At 58.8% G+C, this 17,490-nt stretch carries 14 protein-coding genes; 5 read left to right on the forward strand and 9 right to left on the reverse strand.

Translation table 11 applies throughout. The features are described from left to right. Window positions 1–102: 102 nt before the first annotated feature. Entirely contained in the window at window positions 103–1,728 is a 1,626-nt protein-coding gene (locus GYK42_RS02080; RefSeq protein WP_166446113.1) for a GMC family oxidoreductase, read from the reverse strand. 1,464 nt (window positions 1,729–3,192) lie between these two features. Here GYK42_RS02080 and GYK42_RS02085 point away from each other — a divergent pair. Further along, window positions 3,193–3,969, forward strand: coding sequence for a 5'-methylthioadenosine/adenosylhomocysteine nucleosidase (locus tag GYK42_RS02085; protein WP_240943380.1), 777 nt, complete (start codon window positions 3,193–3,195; stop codon window positions 3,967–3,969). A 75-nt stretch (window positions 3,970–4,044) separates the two neighbouring features. Here GYK42_RS02085 and putA read toward each other — a convergent pair whose 3' ends face one another. Then, complete coding sequence (putA, locus tag GYK42_RS02090) at window positions 4,045–7,698, reverse strand: trifunctional transcriptional regulator/proline dehydrogenase/L-glutamate gamma-semialdehyde dehydrogenase (RefSeq protein ID WP_166446114.1); 3,654 nt, start codon at window positions 7,696–7,698, stop codon at window positions 4,045–4,047. Window positions 7,699–7,905: 207 nt separating this feature from the next. On the opposite strand from putA, the gene GYK42_RS02095 reads away from it, so the two are divergent. Both GYK42_RS02095 and GYK42_RS02100 read left to right on the forward strand, forming a co-directional pair. Continuing rightward, entirely contained in the window at window positions 7,906–8,361 is a 456-nt protein-coding gene (locus tag GYK42_RS02095) for an Lrp/AsnC ligand binding domain-containing protein (protein ID WP_010393827.1), read from the forward strand. A gap of 203 nt (window positions 8,362–8,564) precedes the next feature. Beyond that, on the forward strand, window positions 8,565–10,124 hold the full coding sequence (locus tag GYK42_RS02100; protein WP_166446115.1) for a methyl-accepting chemotaxis protein: 1,560 nt from the start codon (window positions 8,565–8,567) through the stop codon (window positions 10,122–10,124). Window positions 10,125–10,175: 51 nt separating this feature from the next. Here the strand turns inward: GYK42_RS02100 and GYK42_RS02105 are convergent, their stop codons facing one another. Continuing rightward, entirely contained in the window at window positions 10,176–11,156 is a 981-nt protein-coding gene (locus GYK42_RS02105; RefSeq protein ID WP_034752642.1) for a LysR family transcriptional regulator, read from the reverse strand. 197 nt (window positions 11,157–11,353) lie between these two features. On the opposite strand from GYK42_RS02105, the gene GYK42_RS02110 reads away from it, so the two are divergent. Beyond that, complete coding sequence (locus GYK42_RS02110) at window positions 11,354–11,659, forward strand: hypothetical protein (protein ID WP_102293035.1); 306 nt, start codon at window positions 11,354–11,356, stop codon at window positions 11,657–11,659. Window positions 11,660–11,720: 61 nt separating this feature from the next. Here GYK42_RS02110 and GYK42_RS02115 read toward each other — a convergent pair whose 3' ends face one another. From GYK42_RS02115 to GYK42_RS02135, 5 genes are all read right to left on the reverse strand, one after another. Continuing rightward, on the reverse strand, window positions 11,721–12,317 hold the full coding sequence (locus GYK42_RS02115) for a chalcone isomerase family protein (protein WP_166446116.1): 597 nt from the start codon (window positions 12,315–12,317) through the stop codon (window positions 11,721–11,723). 100 nt (window positions 12,318–12,417) lie between these two features. Then, entirely contained in the window at window positions 12,418–12,684 is a 267-nt protein-coding gene (locus GYK42_RS02120) for a YfhL family 4Fe-4S dicluster ferredoxin (RefSeq protein ID WP_070218911.1), read from the reverse strand. A gap of 14 nt (window positions 12,685–12,698) precedes the next feature. After that, window positions 12,699–13,196 carry a pantetheine-phosphate adenylyltransferase gene (gene coaD / locus GYK42_RS02125; protein ID WP_034752633.1) on the reverse strand — a complete coding sequence of 166 codons (498 nt, stop codon included), beginning with the start codon at window positions 13,194–13,196 and terminating at the stop codon, window positions 12,699–12,701. Window positions 13,197–13,296: 100 nt separating this feature from the next. Next, entirely contained in the window at window positions 13,297–13,956 is a 660-nt protein-coding gene (gene rsmD, locus GYK42_RS02130) for a 16S rRNA (guanine(966)-N(2))-methyltransferase RsmD (protein ID WP_166446117.1), read from the reverse strand. A 91-nt stretch (window positions 13,957–14,047) separates the two neighbouring features. Next, window positions 14,048–14,953, reverse strand: a complete 906-nt coding sequence (locus tag GYK42_RS02135) for a DUF6279 family lipoprotein (RefSeq protein ID WP_240943382.1) — start codon at window positions 14,951–14,953, stop codon at window positions 14,048–14,050. A 26-nt stretch (window positions 14,954–14,979) separates the two neighbouring features. On the opposite strand from GYK42_RS02135, the gene glmU reads away from it, so the two are divergent. Then, window positions 14,980–16,356: a bifunctional UDP-N-acetylglucosamine diphosphorylase/glucosamine-1-phosphate N-acetyltransferase GlmU gene (gene glmU / locus GYK42_RS02140; RefSeq protein ID WP_166446118.1), complete on the forward strand. Its 1,377-nt coding sequence runs from the start codon at window positions 14,980–14,982 to the stop codon at window positions 16,354–16,356. 652 nt (window positions 16,357–17,008) lie between these two features. Here glmU and GYK42_RS02145 read toward each other — a convergent pair. Continuing rightward, on the reverse strand, window positions 17,009–17,482 hold the full coding sequence (locus GYK42_RS02145) for an Lrp/AsnC family transcriptional regulator (protein ID WP_166446119.1): 474 nt from the start codon (window positions 17,480–17,482) through the stop codon (window positions 17,009–17,011). Window positions 17,483–17,490 lie beyond the last annotated feature (8 nt).

Below are 17,490 nucleotides of genomic sequence, written 5' to 3' on the forward strand. Positions count from 1 at the left end.
TATAATACACAACTTAAATTTAACGCACAATACAGTATAACTACGGGGATTTTTCGCCAGCCCGAATGGCGCAAACTCGCCCCTTTACCCAGCTATTTCCAGCTATTTCCAGGCCGCGTGTATCATTTGCGCCGCTTTTTCCGCGATCATCACGGTGGGCGAGTTCGTGTTACCAGAAGTAATGTACGGCATGATCGACGCATCGACGACGCGCAAGCCAGCCACGCCGATCACGCGCAACTGGCTGTCGACCACGCTAGAGGCATCGCTGGCCAGGCCCATGCGGCAAGTGCCCACCGGATGAAAAATGGTGGTGCCGATCTGGCTGGCCGCCTGCGCCAATTCTTCCTGGCTCTGGAATTGCACGCCAGGCTTGTATTCTTCCGGCGCAAATTTTTTCAGGGCCGGCGCGGCGGCGATGTTCCGCGTCAGGCGCAAGGCGTCGGCCGCCACGCTGCGGTCCTGCTCGGTACTGAGGTAATTTGGCATGATTTTCGGCGCCGCATAGCTGTCGGCCGACGCGATGTGCACGTGGCCGCGCGACGTGGGACGCAGATTGCACACGCTGGCCGTAAACGCGGGAAACGCATGCAAGGGTTCGCCAAATTTATCCAGCGACAGCGGCTGCACATGGTATTGCAGGTTCGGCGTGGCCTGCTGCGGGTCGGATTTGGCGAACGCCCCCAGCTGCGACGGCGCCATCGACATGGGCCCGCTCTGGAACAGCGCATATTGCAGGCCGATCTGCATCTTGCCCAGCATATTGCCCGCCATGATGTTCAAGGTTTTCACGCCCTGCACTTTAAAGACCATGCGCAGCTGCAAATGATCCTGCAAATTGCCGCCCACGCCTGCGGAGTCCAGCACGGGCGCTATGCCATGCTGCTGCAACAAGGCGGCCGGACCGATGCCGGACAATTGCAGCAATTGGGGCGAACCGATGGCGCCCGCCGTCAGCAAGGTTTCACGCCGGGCCGTCGCCTGCCACTGCGTGCCGCCGCCTGTAAACACGATGCCCGTGCAGCGCGGCCCCGACGCCGATGTCTCAAGCAACAGGCGTTCCACGTGGCAGCCCGTCATGATGGTCAAATTCGGGCGACGCGATGCCGGTTTCAAGAACGCTTTCGAGGTATTCCAGCGGATGCCGCGGCGCTGGTTGACGTCGAAATACGCGCTGCCGCTATTGTCGCCGCCATTGAAATCGCTGGTTTTCGGAATGCCAACTTGCTGCGCCGCATCGCGGAATGCGTTCAGGATATCCCACGACAGGCGCTGCTTTTCCACTCTCCATTCGCCGCCCACGCCATGGTTTTCCGACGCGCCGCCGTAATAATCCTCGCTTTGCTTAAATAGCGGCAAAACCTTGTCCCAGCGCCAGGAAGCGTCGTCCGTCAAGTCGGCCCAGTGATCGTAATCGCCGGCCTGGCCCCGCATATAGATCATGCCATTGATGGAAGAGCTGCCACCAAGCACTTTACCGCGCGGATAGATCAGGCTGCGCCCGCCCAGTCCCGCGTCCGCCTGCGTGGAATACAGCCAGTCCGTGCGGGGATTGCCGATGCAATGCAAGTAGCCGACGGGGATGTGAATCCACACATAGTCGTCCTTGCCGCCCGCTTCCACGAGCAAAACGTTGGCGTCCTTGTCGCGTGTGAGCCGATTGGCCAGCACACAACCTGCCGTGCCACCGCCCACGATGATGTAGTCGTATTCGCCTGCCGATTCCAATGAAGCTCCTTTCGGTATGCCATCAAGCTGTCGCGCGGCGTGTCTCCCCACCGCGTTCCGCTACCAGAGTCTGTCTTTCTTCATGCATGCATGGCTGCTGAGCCGCCTTGAGATTACCACCAGTGCCGGACCAGGGCGACATTAATCGTTGCCAGCGATACGGCTAGCGTCACGGCCAGGTAAAAAAGAGCATCAAACCAGGGCCTGCAAGCTGTGGATAACCGTATGGATATCCACAGGTACGATATGTGAGTAAGCGAAATTTTTTTGAACGCGGTTTTTTTTATCCCGAAACCATCCCAGGCAGATACAACGCTTACTCAGCGCTTATCCGTACGCCAAGCGATTGTTTACAAGGATAAATCAGGACTTATCCACAGAAGATGTCGCCGTTAACTACTATTACTATTCTTGTATACGAACTTGTTAAGGTAAACCCGACAACGTGCGCTTTGCCTGCCCTCCGCCTTGAAGAACATCCGCAAGCCTGTCTTCAAAAAAAGCCGGGAAGCTGCTTTTGCCGACAAAAAAAATCGCGCCAACAACTGAGCGACGAAAACCGGCACGGCCAACATCACGCACGCAGCACTGCAAAACCGTTTTGCAAAATGGAAACGTCAAGAGACCTGAGCAGGCACAGTGCCAGCAGGCGATTCGATATCAAAAAGAAGGGGAATTTGAGACGATTGTGGATAACTCACTTGATATCCACAGGATGACTTGTGCGTAAACACGAACTTTTGCACAGGCCCGCATTTTATACAATTTTGCTCCTCGCGTGATACAGCGATTATGCACGCTTTATTTTGCGTGTAAACGCTTGATCCTGTTGAAAAAAAGCGACTTATCCACAGAAAAAAACGCGTTTACTATTACTACTATTTTTATATATAGATCTATTGTAAACCGACAAAAAAAGCGGAAGTCCGGGGATATTTCAAAAAAACATGCAAAACCGTCAAAAAAAAAGCCAACGGCGACTTCACGACCTACTACCAACCCGTCTTCCAGGAATCAACTGAACGCTCACCTCCGTGAAAGAACAACGCTCGTGCCCGCTCACTGTTGATTGGCAGACATAGATCTATGCCAACGAAACACGTTAAACATGCCACTACAGCAAGAAAATCCACGATTTTTGCATGTTGGTGTGGATAAGTGCCTGCATATCCACAGGATGAGATGTGGGAAAAGTCGATCTTTGTCCACAAGCCGATTTTTATCCCAAACAAGTCCTCCCTAGATACAATGCTTGTGCGCCTACTTTTTTGTACGCTAAGTCGATGATTTTTCGATGGTATACCGACTTATCCACAAAAAAATGGCCGTTTACTATCACTACTATTTTTATGTATACATCTTTATTTAAAACACAGAGACAAACGCGAACGGTGGAAAAGTCGCCGAAATGGCTGTTTTCACCATGTAAACCGTTTTGCAATTCAAAAAACCTGTAAAAACAGCATGCATACACATAAAAAAATGCGTTTAGGCATCATCAGTGCCTTGCACGAAGAACAGCAGGGGCTGGTAGAAGCCATGCAGAGCCCCCAGAGGCGTTCGCACGGCATGCGCGACTACACCCTGGGAACCTTGTGGAATATCGACGCTGTGTGCGTCCTGTCGCGTCTGGGCAAGGTTGCCGCTGCCATGACAGCTTCTATCCTTGTGGAAAAGTACGGAGTTACCCACATCGTCTTCACCGGCGTGGCCGGCAGTGGGGATAAACACGTGAAGGTAGGCGATATCGTCGTGGCCGAAGCGCTGTTGCAGCACGATATGGATGCCCGCCCTCTGTTTCCCCGCTTTGAAGTGCCATTGACTGGCTTGCAGCGCTTCGCCACGGACCTGGAACTGAGCACGCAACTGGCTGCCGCCGCGGAAAATTTCCTGCGTGACGATGTGTCCAGCGTGCTCAAGCCGACAGATATCGCGACATTTGGCTTGCAGCACGCGCGAGTGCACCGCGGCCTGATCGCCAGCGGCGACCAGTTCATCGGCAGCGCCGCGCATCTGAACCAGCTCAAGGTTGATATTCCCGACCTGCTGGCCGTCGAAATGGAAGGCGCCGCCGTGGCGCAAGTGTGTTTTGAACTGGGCGTGCCGTTTACGGTCATGCGCACCATTTCCGACAATGCCAACGAAGAGGCGGCCGTCGACTTCATGCGTTTCGTGCAAACCGTCGCCTCGCCATACGCGTATACGGTGATCCAGCAATTGTGCCAGCGCCTGGCTGGCTGATTTTTCATCCAGCGTGCATAAAAAAAGGGCAGAACCACTGGTTCTGCCCTTTTACGTTGACTGCCTGCTTAAATGTTAGACGCTCAGCATCATCAGGCTCGCATTTCCGCCCGCCGCCGTCGTATTCACGCACAGCGCCCGCTCAGCAACCAGACGCCACAGGGGGATGGCACCCTCTTGCGTGGTGGCGATGGTGCCCACCAGCGCCCCTTCCCATGCCGCCAGCAGCGGTTTGAGCTGGCCATCGAGGCTAGGCTCGATCATGGCGATGTGGAAATCATGCTTGACCGACTCCAGGCTCGTAATGATCTGGATGCGGTCTTTCAGCGCGGCCGGCAAGTCGCCCGGGATCAGATCCGGCGATTGGGCCAGCACCAGGGCCTGGTTACCGGTGGCCAGGACGGCCGCCAGCTGGTTCATCAGCGTGCCCGAGGTCGCCGCCGCGCACAAAATCGTGCCGCGTGCGGCAAAGCTCAGGGTGTTGCGCTCGCCGGTCGGGCCTGGCAAGACGGTGGTGCTGCCCAGCAAGGTGGTACGCGCATAGTCTTGCGCCAGTTGCACGACCTTGTCGTGGCCATGCATCTTCGCCCAGACGGTCAGCGCGTCGAGTGCAGGCGGCGCCTGGCGCTGGTGCTGCGCGCCTGCCGGTGCATTGCGCTGCAGGCGTTTCAGGTACAGGGGGCCGCCCGCCTTGGGGCCCGTTCCTGATTTGCCTTCGCCGCCGAACGGTTGCACGCCGACGACGGCGCCGACGATGTTGCGGTTCACATAAATATTGCCCACATGTGCGCGCTTGGTAATGAAATCGATGGTTTCATCGATGCGCGTATGGATGCCCAAGGTCAAGCCGTAACCGCTGTCGTTGATCGATTGCACCAGTTGCGGCAGTTCGGACCGCTTGTAGCGGATCACGTGCAGCACGGGGCCGAAGACTTCCTGCGTCAATTGCGCCAGCGACTTGATTTCCAGCACGGTCGGGGCGACAAACGTGCCTTTGACGGTTGGCAAATCGAGCGAATAATGATCGATGGCCATGGTTTTCATCTTGTTGATGTGCGCCAGCAAGTTACCTTGCGCTTCCGCATCGATGACGGGACCGATATCGGTGGCCAGGCGGTCAGGATTGCCGACGCGCAATTCCTGCATGGCGCCCTTGAGCATGTGGATGGTCTTGTCGGCGATTTCCGTTTGCAGGAACAGCACGCGCAAGGCCGAGCAGCGCTGGCCGGCGCTGTCGAAGGCCGACGACATCACGTCCTGCACCACTTGCTCCGGCAAGGCGGACGAATCGACGATCAGGGCATTCTGGCCACCTGTTTCGGCGATCAGGGGAATGTCAATGCCTTCGGCCACGGCGCGCGCGGCCAGGTTGCGGTTGATCAATTGCGCCACTTCCGTCGAGCCCGTGAAAATCACGCCTTTCACACGCGCGTCATTGCACAGGCCGGCGCCAACGACTTCGCCGCTGCCGGGCAGGAATTGCAGCGCGCCGCGCGGCACGCCCGCCGCATGCAGCAATTGCACGGCGCGGTGGGCGATCAGCGGCGTTTGCTCGGCCGGCTTGGCCAGCACCACGTTGCCTGCCGCCAGGGCGGCGGCCAGCTGGCCCGTAAAGATGGCCAGCGGAAAGTTCCACGGGCTGATGCAGGTGACGGGACCGAGCGCCAGGGTGTTCGGTGCGTGTTCCACCTGCGCCGCGTAGTAGCGCAGGAAGTCGACAGCTTCGCGGATTTCCGCGATCGCGTTCGGCAAGGACTTGCCCGCTTCGCGCACGGCCAGGGCCATCAGCTCGATATGGTGTTCTTCGAACAGGTCGGCGGCGCGTTGCAACGCTTGCGCGCGGACCGACGGCTCCGTGGTTTGCCAATCCATGGCGTAGGCGCTGGCGCTGGTCAGCGCCGTTTCCACGTCGGCCGGGCCGGCTTCCATGACCTTGCCCACGACATCGTCGTGCTGGGCCGGATTGTGCAGCATGTGCGTGGGGCCGTTCAGGCTGACGGCGCCATCGATCAGCGGCGCCGCCTGCCAGGTCTGCTGCTGCGCCAAGCCCGTGGCCAGCGTGCGCAAAGTATCTTCATTCGACAGGTCCAGGCCGGCCGAGTTCTTGCGTTCGTTGCCGAACATGTCCAGCGGCAGCGGAATCGACGGGTGCGGCAAGCCCCCCTGCAGGCGCGCCTGCTCGAGCGGATCGCGGATCAGGCTATCGATGGCCACGCTTTCGTCGACGATCTGGTTGACGAATGACGAGTTGGCGCCGTTTTCCAGCAGGCGGCGCACCAGGTAGGCCAGCAGGGTTTCATGCGAGCCGACGGGAGCATAAATGCGGCACGGCTTGTCGAGATTCTCGGGGCCGACGACCTGGTCGTACAAGGTCTCGCCCATGCCGTGCAGGCACTGGAATTCGTAGTCGGTGATGCCGTCGCGTTTTGCCCAGGTATAGATGGTCGACAGGGTTTGCGCGTTGTGTGTGGCAAATTGCGGATAGATCAGGCTGCTGGCGGCCAGCAGTTTTTGCGCGCAGACGAGGTAAGAGACGTCCGTGTAGACCTTGCGCGTGTAGACGGGATAGCCTTCCTGGCCATCGACTTGCGCGCGTTTGACTTCCGCATCCCAATACGCGCCCTTGACCAGGCGCACCATGAACTTGCGGCCGCTGCGGTGCGCCAGGTCGATCAGGAAATCGATGGCGAAGGGGCAGCGCTTCTGATACGCCTGCACCACGTAGCCGATGCCGTCGAAGCCGGCCAGGTCCGCATCGAAGGCCAGGGCTTCCATCAGGTCGAGCGACAGTTCCAGGCGGTCCGTTTCTTCCGCATCGATATTGAAGCCGATGTTGTACTGTTTTGCCAGCAACAGCAGCGCTTTGACTCTTGGCAACAGCTCTTCCATGACGCGGGCGCGCTGGGCGCGGCTGTAGCGTGCGTGCAGGGCCGACAGTTTCACGGAAATGCCGGGGCCGTTGCGGATGCCGCGGCCGTTCGACGCCTTGCCGATGGCGTGGATCGCCGTTTCGTACGAGGCGTAGTAGTTGGCCGCATCCTGCTGCGTCAGGGCCGCCTCGCCCAGCATGTCGTACGAGTAACGGTAGCCGCGCGTTTCATTCTCGCGGCTGTTCTTCAGCGCTTCCTCGATGGTTTGACCCGTCACGAACTGGTTGCCCAGCATGCGCATGGCCAGGTCGACACCTTTGCGTATCAGCGGTTCGCCGCCTTTGGCGATGAGCTTGGTCATGGCCGAACCGAGGCCCGATTCGCTGCTGGTACTGACCAGTTTGCCCGTAATCAGCAAGCCCCAGGTGGCCGCGTTGACGAACAGCGACGGCGATTCGCCCAGGTGTTTCTTCCAGTCGCCCTTGCTGATTTTGTCGGCGATCAAACGGTCGGCCGTCTGACTGTCGGGTATACGCAACAGCGCTTCAGCCAGACACATCAATGCAACACCCTCTTCCGACGATAGCGAGAACTCGTGCATCAGTGCATCGACGCCGGACGCGCGTGTGCGTTTTTGGCGCACGTTCGAGACCAGGCGGTGCGCCAGCGCTTGTCCTTCGGCCGTCGTTTCGGTGCTGCTGGGGCGCACTTGTTGCAACAGCCACTGCACCGCGGAAACCTCGTCGCGCCTATAGGCGGCAGTGATGGCGGCGCGTTGCGGAGTCGCTTCGGGCAGGATTTCTGCCTGGAACGCAGCAAAAGGAATCGGGGTAAAAGCCGAGGGGCCTGCAGGGTGCATAAGTACTCTTTACAAGGAAAAAGGGGACGAAAACTGACGTAATTCTTGCTCTTTTTTGGTGCAAAAAAATACAGAAAGTCGGACGTTAAGATGATTCGATTGTAAAGGGGATTCTTATGGATTAATTCTGGTAATACAGGGGACTAGCAATAGATAGTTTTTGATGCGACAATTTAACCAAATAATATTAATTTGGGGGTGATGGTAATGCTGGACAAGATCAGTAAGAAAATCTTGATGGAATTGCAGAGCGATGGACGCATCAGCAATGTGGAGCTGGCCGCGCGCGTGAACTTGTCGCCAGCGGCCTGTCTGGAGCGCGTGCGCAAGCTGCACGAATCCGGTTACATCATGGGCTATACGGCCCAGTTGAACCCGCAGCTGCTCGACGTGTCGCTGCTGGTGTTCATCGAAGTGGTGCTCGATCGCACGACACCGGAAGTGTTCGACGCCTTCAAGCATAGCGTACAAATCATTCCAGAGGTACTGGAATGTCACATGGTCGCTGGCGGTTTCGATTACCTGGTCAAGGCGCGCGTCAAGGACATGGCCGCCTACCGCGAATTCCTGGGCAAGACCTTGTTGCAGAAAGGTGTGCGGGAAACCCACACTTATGCCGTCATGGAAGAGGTCAAAAACACCACCAAATTGCCAATTAAGTGACCTTGGTGTAGCCGCCCCGTTTTTCTGATTGAGCTATCGGAACAAATGTTGTAGGGTAGAACTACAATTCTGCTATCCGGTAGCCGGCCTGAAAACACGCGCAGACGTTGTATTCAGGGTGCAAGGTGGGCAATCGGGCCCACCCGCATACGGCCACAGCACGTCCCTCCCGGGACGTGACGGGTTCGCGCAGCGGGGGACAAATGAAGCAGTTGCAGCATCAGCTGGTGCGTTTCTTTGTATTCACGATCCTGGCCATGGCCGTCGCCTGTTGCCTGGCCTATCTGTTGCTGCTGTCGGGCGGCAACCATCCCTATTTGATCGCTTGCGTGGCTGCCGCCATCGGCGCCGCGCTGCTGGCATTTGCCGGCCGTCCGCGCGGCGAGCCAGGCTTGCACCAGTTCGCCGATACGGTGGGCAATGCCATCGACGCCATCATGATCGGCGCGGCGGAAACCTCGTATTTTGTCGATTCCGTCAAACAGAAGGTGGAACTCGACGTGCGCACGGCCAGCGACATCGCCGACAGTTCCGTACAAAATGCCGCGATGACGGAAAAGATCGCCGCCAATGCGGAACGGGCGGCCAAGGTGGCCGCCGGCGTGCGCGTGGAAAGCGTGGCGGCGCGCGCCGAAGTGGACCAGGGCTTGCGCCGCATCAACAGCGCACGCGAGGAAGCGCAAGGCGCCTCCAGCAACATGCTGAGCTTGCAGGAAAAATCCAAACGCATCACCGGTTTCACGGAAGCCATTTCCGATATTTCCGCGCGTACCAATTTGCTGGCGCTGAACGCCGCCATCGAAGCGGCGCGCGCCGGCGAACATGGGCGCGGTTTTGCCGTGGTGGCCGGTGAAGTGCGGCAATTGGCGCAGCGCACCAAGGAAGCTTCCGATGAAATCAGCGTGATGGTGCGCGAAATCAATGAACAGTCGGAAAAGGCCGCGCAGGGCATGAGTTCGCTGGCGGCCGGCGTGACGGAAGCGGCGCGCAATGTGGAAAGCGTGCACGCTTCATTGAGCCATATCGAGGAATCGTCGGGCGAATCGGAAGACGAGATCGGGCAAATCGCCCGTGCCTCGCGCGAACACGTCGATACGACGCAAGTGATCGCCGATGCCATCCTGCAAATCCGCGACAGCATGTTGTCGACGAATGCCGAATTGCCGCGCGCCACGCAGTCGGCCATGGCCCTGGCAGAGCGGGCCGAAGTGATCGCCGGCGCCCTCGGTGAATCGAGCGTGGCGACGCCGCACGACGAGATCCGCGAGGCGGCCCAGCGCGCCGCGCGCGACGTGGGCAAACTGTTCGAGCAAGCCATCGCGTCGGGGCGCATCACGCGCGAAGCCCTGTTCGACCGCCACTACCGCCCCATTCCGAACACCAACCCGCCCAAGCACAACACGAAGTTCGACGCCTTTACGGACAAGGTGCTGCCCGACTTGCAGGAAGGCGTGCTGGCCGCCCTGCCCCACTTGGCCTACGCGGGCGCCGTCGACAACAATGGCTATTTTCCGACGCACAACAAGAAGTTTTCCCAGCCGCTGACGGGCGACTATGCCACCGATATGGTCAATAACCGCACCAAGCGCATCTTCAGCGACCGCACGGGCAAGCGCTGCGGCAGCAATACCAAGGCCTTCCTGTTGCAGACGTATAAGCGCGACACGGGCGAGGTCATGCACGATTTGTCCGTGCCCATCCACGTCGAGGGCAAGCACTGGGGCGGCTTTCGCATCGGTTATCGCTCCAGCAATCATGCATAGCAAAACGCCTGATGAGAGATCATCAGGCGTTTTTTCTTGTGCAGGTGACGCTTACTCGATATGCGGCTTCGGCGCCACGCCGCCACCGGCCGCCGTGGCCGTCCGTAAAGTGGGTGTGTTCATGCTTTCCAGGTGATTACGCAGCCATTTGTGGGCGGGGCTGCGGGCGTCGCGCTCGTGCCACAGCATGTCCAGGTGGACGGCCGGCAAGGTCAGCGGCAAATCCTTGTACAGCAGGGACTCCGTCATGCCCGTCGAGGCGATCAAATGGCGCGGCAAGACCGTGATCAGGTCGGAATTGGCGACCACTCGGCCTGCCGTGAAGAACTGGTTGACCGTCAACAGGATGCGCCGTTCGCGGTGGATCTGCGACAGGGCTTCGTCGATCAAGCCATGCGCTCGGCCGGAAAAGCTCACCAATAAATGGTTGGCCGCGCAGTAGTTATCCAGAGTCAATTCCTTGTCGGCCAACGGATGGCCGCGGCGCATCACGCATACATACTTGCCGGAATACAGGCGCTCGTGGCGGATGGGCGAACCCGTTTCGCTCGACAATTGCGCCGCCACGCCGGGAAAGAAGCCCACGGCCAGGTCGATGTCGCCGCGCAGCAGCATCGGGCGCGGTTCGCGCGTCGTCAGCGGCATCATGCGCACGTTGACACCGGGCGCTTCGCGTTCGATCGAGCGCATCAGGGAAGGCAGCCAGAACGCGGCCGTGGCGTCGGCCATGGCCATGCGGAAGGTGGCGTGGGTTTTCGACACGTCAAAGGTTTCCGGCGTGACGGCCGCTTCCAGGCTGGCCAGGGCCGAACGCACGGAGGGCCACAGGGCTTCGGCGCGCGGCGTGGGTTTCACGCCATACGCGGTGCGGATCAGCAACTCGTCACCGAGGCTTTCGCGCAAGCGCTTGATGGCGTTCGATACCGCCGGCTGCGTCATCGCCAGGTGGCCGGCTGCGCGCGTCAGGTTTTGTTCCGTCATGACGGCGTCGAAAACCCGCAGCAAGTTCAGATCCAGCGTCAGAAAACTCATGGAAAGCCCAGATAAAAGTTGAATTCAAAGTAATGTGTCATGAGTGTAAACCGCGCCGGGCACGAATATTTTCACTCGTTAAAAAATATTACATCTTTCCATTCATGATTCATATAATTGGTATCAAGAAATGGAATTAGATTTATATGTTGCACTGCACTATAGTACCGTCAAATTCTATAATGCACTGGAACAGTATGTCTACCTTCGCCTCCGCCCTGTACGCAGTATCCGCACCCGTGCTGGAGATTTCCCTGCTCAACGCCCTGCAAATCGTGCTGGTGATCGTGGCCGCAGGCGCTTTTGCCCTGCTGTTCAAGCCTTTGCTGGTAGGCATTGCCCGCGCCATGGTGCTGGTGGTGCGTCCCAAGCTGAGCCGCGAGCAGCGCCTGGCGCGCCAGCAGATGCGCGAAGCGCAGTCGCTCAAGCGTACCTTGGGCAAGATGGATGGCGTATCGCCAAGCAATGCGGCTGAACTGCGTGCCCTGTCGAGCCGCGCCTAAGTTCACTATTGCAGCATGACAAGCCGGTGCGAACCGGCTTTTTTTACGTCCGCGTTGTTGGCTATGCCATGTCGCCCAGCAAGTGGGCGCGCAGCTGGGTGTCGGCCGGATGGGCGCCGATCCAGATTTTCAGCAGCGCATTGTAGAAGGCCAGTTCGGGTACCTTGTCGCCCACCTGCTTGCCGTTCAGCCTGCATAAGGTGCCCTCTTCCGGCAGCCAGTCCACCGTCAGGATGTCGCCTTTTTTCAAGCCCGGGACCATTTCGAACATGGCGCCGAACTGCATCGTCTGGCTCAGCAAACGGGTACGGTCGGCCTGGTCGGAACTGCGGTTCAAGCCCTGCATGAAGGCCTTGCCCAGCTCGTCGGAGGTGATATCGCGCAACATGACGATTTCCAGGCGCCGCGGACCCGGCAGCGCCAGGATGTCGGCCAGCTGGGTTTTCTTTTCCGGCAGGTACAGGGCGATCGTGTAGACCTTGAAAATGACCTTGTAGCGCACGCCGGCGCCATTCAGTTTCAACTCGCGGCTGGCCAGCTGCACCGTATCGTCGAGCTTGACGCCGCCCACGTCGACGGCCAGGGCCGGCTGCGCCAGGGCGCCGCACAGGCTGGCGGCGGCCAGGCAGCGGGCCAGACGGGATGTGCTTATTTGCATCTTCTACCTCCGTGGATAACCAGGTGCTGCGGAACAGCCAGCACACAGTGTAGAACAGTTGGCAGAAGCTGGCGCCACGGACAGTGGCGTGGAGGAAAGGTTAAGGCTTGGCGGCAGGCAGCTCCGCCTGCAGGCGCTCGTACTTGGCCATCAATTGCTCCGGGCTTTCGCGCCAGGCGGGATTGAACGGGATGCAGCTGACGGGGCACACTTGCTGGCATTGCGGCTCGTCAAAGTGGCCCACGCACTCGGTACATTTGTTGGGATCGATTTCGTAGATTTCCGCGCCCATGTAGATCGCGTCATTCGGGCACTCGGGCTCGCAAATGTCGCAATTGATGCATTCGTCGGTGATCAGTAATGCCATGATTTCACTCTTACTTATTGCGATGAGGCCGCGTTGGCGGCAATCTTGTTTTGCAGCCAGCGGTTCACCGAGGGGAAGACAAACTTCGAGACGTCGCCGCCCAGCGCCGCGATTTCGCGCACGATGGTGCCCGAAATGAACTGGTACTGGTCGGATGGCGTCAGGAACATGGTTTCGACATCGGGCAGCAGGTAGCGGTTCATGCCCGCCATCTGGAATTCGTATTCGAAGTCGGAGACGGCGCGCAAGCCGCGCACGATGACCCGCGCTTCATGCTTGCGCACGAAATCCTTGAGCAGGCCGGAAAAGCTTTCCACTTGCACATTCGGGTAATGCCCCAGCACTTCGTTGGCGATTTCCAGGCGTTCGTCGAGCGAGAAAAACGGTTGCTTGTTCTTGCTGTCGGCCACACCGACGATCAGCTTGTCAAACAGACCCGATGCGCGGCGCACCAAATCTTCATGACCACGCGTGAGCGGATCGAATGTTCCTGGATAAACGGCTACAACCATTGCGGCTCCCTAACGATGCACCAATATAGACGCGCATTATGCCTGAAATTGGTGCTGCGCCTCGGGCCAGGGAGCCTTTTTGCCTCATTTATAGGCAGATTCAGGCAGTTGCCGGCACTTTGTTGTAAGTTAGCAAATGATAATAAACGGTGCCCGCCTTGTCGGCGCGGATGACTTCCCACGGCGCCATCCACTCCGGCTTTTCCAGCGCGCTCGCTTCATCGAAGACCAGCGGCAAGCCCGATTCCGCGTACACGATGCCGCCTTCCTTGAGCAGGTTGGCGCACAGCGGCAGCACTTTCGCCAGGAAATCCTGCTGGTAGGGCGGGTCGAGGAAGATCAGGTCGAAACGCTGGCCGCGCGATGCCAGGCCTTGTGCCGTCAGCAGGGCGTCGCCGCGCAACAGTTGCACATTGTCGGCGCGCAATTTCGTCTTGTTTTCTTCCAACTGGCGGATCACGGGCGTGTGCGTGTCGACCATGGTGACGGAGGCGGCGCCGCGGCTGGCCGCCTCAAAACCCAGTGCGCCGCTGCCGGCGAACAGGTCCAGCACCTGGGCGTTGGCCCAGTCGCCGTCGCGTAGGTGATTGATCCAGTTAAACACGGTTTCGCGCACGCGGTCCGGCGTCGGGCGCAAGCCAAGTGCCTGCAAAACAGGCAGCACGGAGCGCTTCCACTGGCCGCCGATGATGCGTACCTGGTTCGGTGGCGGCGCGTGGTGGACGGGGACTTTGGCGGGTTTTTTAATCTTCTTTTGCATGGGGATTTCTTCAATTCGATGGCGGCCACTATAGCATATGGCCCCCTCGCCCAGCGCCAGGCCCCCGGCTGGCGCTGCTGTGCAGGCACGCTTATTTGGGCGCGCTGGCGAGCGAATTGAAATCGTCGATCCAGCCCTGCATGCGCTTGATGGCATGGGCTTTCTGCGCCGGCGTGGCGATCTTGATCACCGTCAATACCATCTGCGCCGTGCTGCTTTCGTAGGCATCGAAGAAGGCCTTTCGCTCCGAATGTTCCAGGCGCTCGAAACTGTCCTTGATCAGGGTCGTGATCAAGCCCGCGGTCGCTTCCTTGCCGAGTTTTTCTTGCTGGACCTTGCGGACCAGGTTCAATACATTCTGCTGGCGCCGCATGCGTTCGTCGAGCCAGATCTCATTGTTCAGCGGACGCGCGTCGGATGCCTTGCGGATGATGGCTTCCTGCTCGCTGCTGAAGCTGCCGAACCACAGTTCGAATTGCTCCATGGCTTTCTTGTAGCGCAGCGTCTGGCGCTTTTCCTGGTCGCCGCTCAGGTATTTCTTGCGGTAATCATCATTGTTCGACTTGAACTTCTTTTCCATCTGCGCGATCTGCTCGGGCTTGAGCGAGCGCGCCAGGTCGGCCAGTTCGGGTGCCGCCTTCAGCAGCAGCGCCTGGGTGCGTTGTTTGATCTCGCTGTAGTCGGCCATCAGGTCCGCCTGCGTGGTATTGCCTTGCAGCTGCTTCTGGCCCGTGCGCAGGATTTCCACGTAATCCTTCAATTGCGTCTTGCGGTGCCAGTCGAACAGCTTGTCGATATCCTCGCGCACCCAGCCTTTCTGGTCGCGGTCCAGGTCGACATACGCGTTGAGCCACCAGTACAGCACGGTATCGCCATTATTGTAGGCCAGGCGCAAGCCGCTACAGCCGGCCATGACGACGAGCATGATGGCCAGCATGGCATAAGTAAAACGGTTAAAGGGCGTGGAAGACGGGGCCTGCGTGTTAAACTTTTTCATATTCTTAACTTATAAAATTACGGTCTATGAACGTTGTCATTCTCGCTGCCGGTATGGGCAAACGCATGCAGTCGGCACTGCCCAAGGTATTGCACCCGTTGGCGGGCAAGCCGCTGTTGTCGCACGTCATCGACACGGCGCGCGGCCTGGCGCCGTCCCGATTATGCGTGATTTACGGGCATGGGGGCGCAGCGGTGCTGAAGTTGCTCGACGGCTACAAGGTGAACCATGCTGTGCAGATTGACGCCGCCGAGCAGGCGCAGCAGCTGGGCACCGGCCATGCCGTGCAACAAGCGCTGCCTTTGCTGGACGACAGCGTGCCGACCCTGATCCTGTACGGCGACGTGCCGCTGACCAGCGCCGCTTCCCTGCAGCAACTGGTGGATGCGGCTGGCAACGATAAGCTGGCCATTTTGACCGTCGAACAGGACGATCCTTTCGGCCTGGGCCGCATCGTGCGCGAGCACGGCGCCATCGTGCGCATCGTCGAGGAAAAGGATGCCACGCCAGCAGAGCGCGCCATCCAGGAAATCAACAGCGGCATCATGGTCGCGCCCACCATGGCCCTGAAGCAATGGCTGTCGGCCTTGTCGAATGACAATGCGCAAGGGGAATACTATTTGACTGATATCGTTGCCCAGGCCGTCGCCGACGGCGTAGCCGTCACCTCGGCCCATCCGGCTGCCGTTTGGGAAGTGGCGGGCGTCAACAGCAAGGTGCAGCTGGCCCAGCTGGAACGCATCCACCAGAACAATATCGCGCAAGCGCTGCTTGAGCGGGGCGTGACCCTGCTGGACCCGGCCCGCATCGACGTGCGCGGCGAACTCATTTGCGGCCGCGATGTCACCATCGACGTCGGCTGCGTGTTCGAAGGCAGAGTCGAACTGGGCGACGGCGTGCGCGTGGGCGCCAACAACGTCTTCATCAACGCCACGGTGGCGGCTGGCGCACACATCAAGCCCTTCTGCCATATCGAGGACGCCGTCGTCGGCGCCGCCTCCATCATCGGCCCGTACGCGCGCCTGCGTCCTGGCACGGTTCTGGCGGAAGACGTGCACATCGGTAACTTCGTCGAAGTGAAAAACAGCCAGATCGCCGCGCACAGCAAGGCGAATCACCTAGCCTACATCGGCGACGCCACCATCGGCTCGAAGGTCAACATCGGCGCCGGCACGATTACCTGCAACTACGATGGCGTGAACAAGTTCCGCACGGTAATTGAAGACGACGCTTTCATTGGCAGCGACAGCCAGCTGATCGCGCCCGTCACCGTCGGCAAGGGCGCCACCCTGGGCGCTGGCACGACTTTGTCGAAAGATGCGCCTGCAGGCAAGCTGACCGTTTCGCGCGCGCGCCAGGTCACCATCGACGGCTGGACGCGTCCCGTGAAAATCAAGAAGTAAGCACACCGCCCTCGGTACGCATGACGCCGTCAGCCTGTCCGGGCTGGCGGCGTTTTTTTATGCCTGTGGATAATTCTGTGGAGAGTTGGCTGGCAACCCGGGATAAATCGCCCCATTTTTCCTATCCAGTATTTTCTCTGTATTGTCGAGTGTGGATAAACGTGTGAACAAGCATGCGGACAAGTGATGGATAAGCCCGGTATAAGCTGCGTATAAACGGTAAAAAACCTGTGGAAAAGACGGGATAAGTTATCGGCTCCGGCTTGCCACTCCAGTCTGCAAGCCAGTCTGCGCTGATGACAAAAATGGCTTGGGATTTTTGCTCATCTTGATTGTGGATAAGCCTGTGCCTAATCTAAGGATAAGTGCTGAATAAATCATAAGTCATTGTATTTGAAGGATATTCAAGGACTATTTGTTAATGCCGGCTGTGGGTAAAGCTGTGCAAAAGCCTGTGTTTAAGGCATGGACAAGCCATGGATAAGCCGGAATAAGTTTTATGGGGGAGCCGACGTATATTTATTGAAAGGCCTCATGCGAGGCTGAATGTGGCAGCCGTGGACATCCTTGATTTTTCATGCTGTGGATAAACTTGTGTATAAGCAGGCTGAAAGTCGGGGATAAGCAGGGATAACCTCTCTGCCAGCTTGCCTCACACAGCGATGCGCGTCTCGAATTTGCTGCGAAACGTGGAAAAATAGCTTTTCACGTTGCGCACATTCGCGTGCGCGGCAAACAAGCGGTGCGCCAACACGTGGTAGGCGGGCATGTCGGCCACCTGCACCATCAGCACGAAGTCGGGCCCGGGCGAGACGCGGTAGCATTGCAGTACGGCGGGCTCGTCCGCCACCAGTTGCTCGAATTCCGCCATGCGCTCGGCCGCCTGCACGTCGAGCGTGATTTCCACGACGGCCGTCAGGCGCGCGCCCACCAGTTGTGGCGCGACGATGGCCACTTGGCGTTCGATGACGCCGCTTTCACGTAAATGCTTGACCCGCCGCAAACACGTGGGCGCCGAGACGTGCACCGCTTGCGCCAGCTCGCTGTTGGTTTGCGATGCATCAATTTGCAAGGCGTTCAGGATGCGACGATCGATTTCGTCGAGTGTAATGTTGTGTTCGCTCATGGTTTTGA

The sequence above is a fragment of the Janthinobacterium lividum genome, assembly GCF_011601275.1.
GTDB lineage: Bacteria > Pseudomonadota > Gammaproteobacteria > Burkholderiales > Burkholderiaceae_D > Janthinobacterium > Janthinobacterium lividum_E.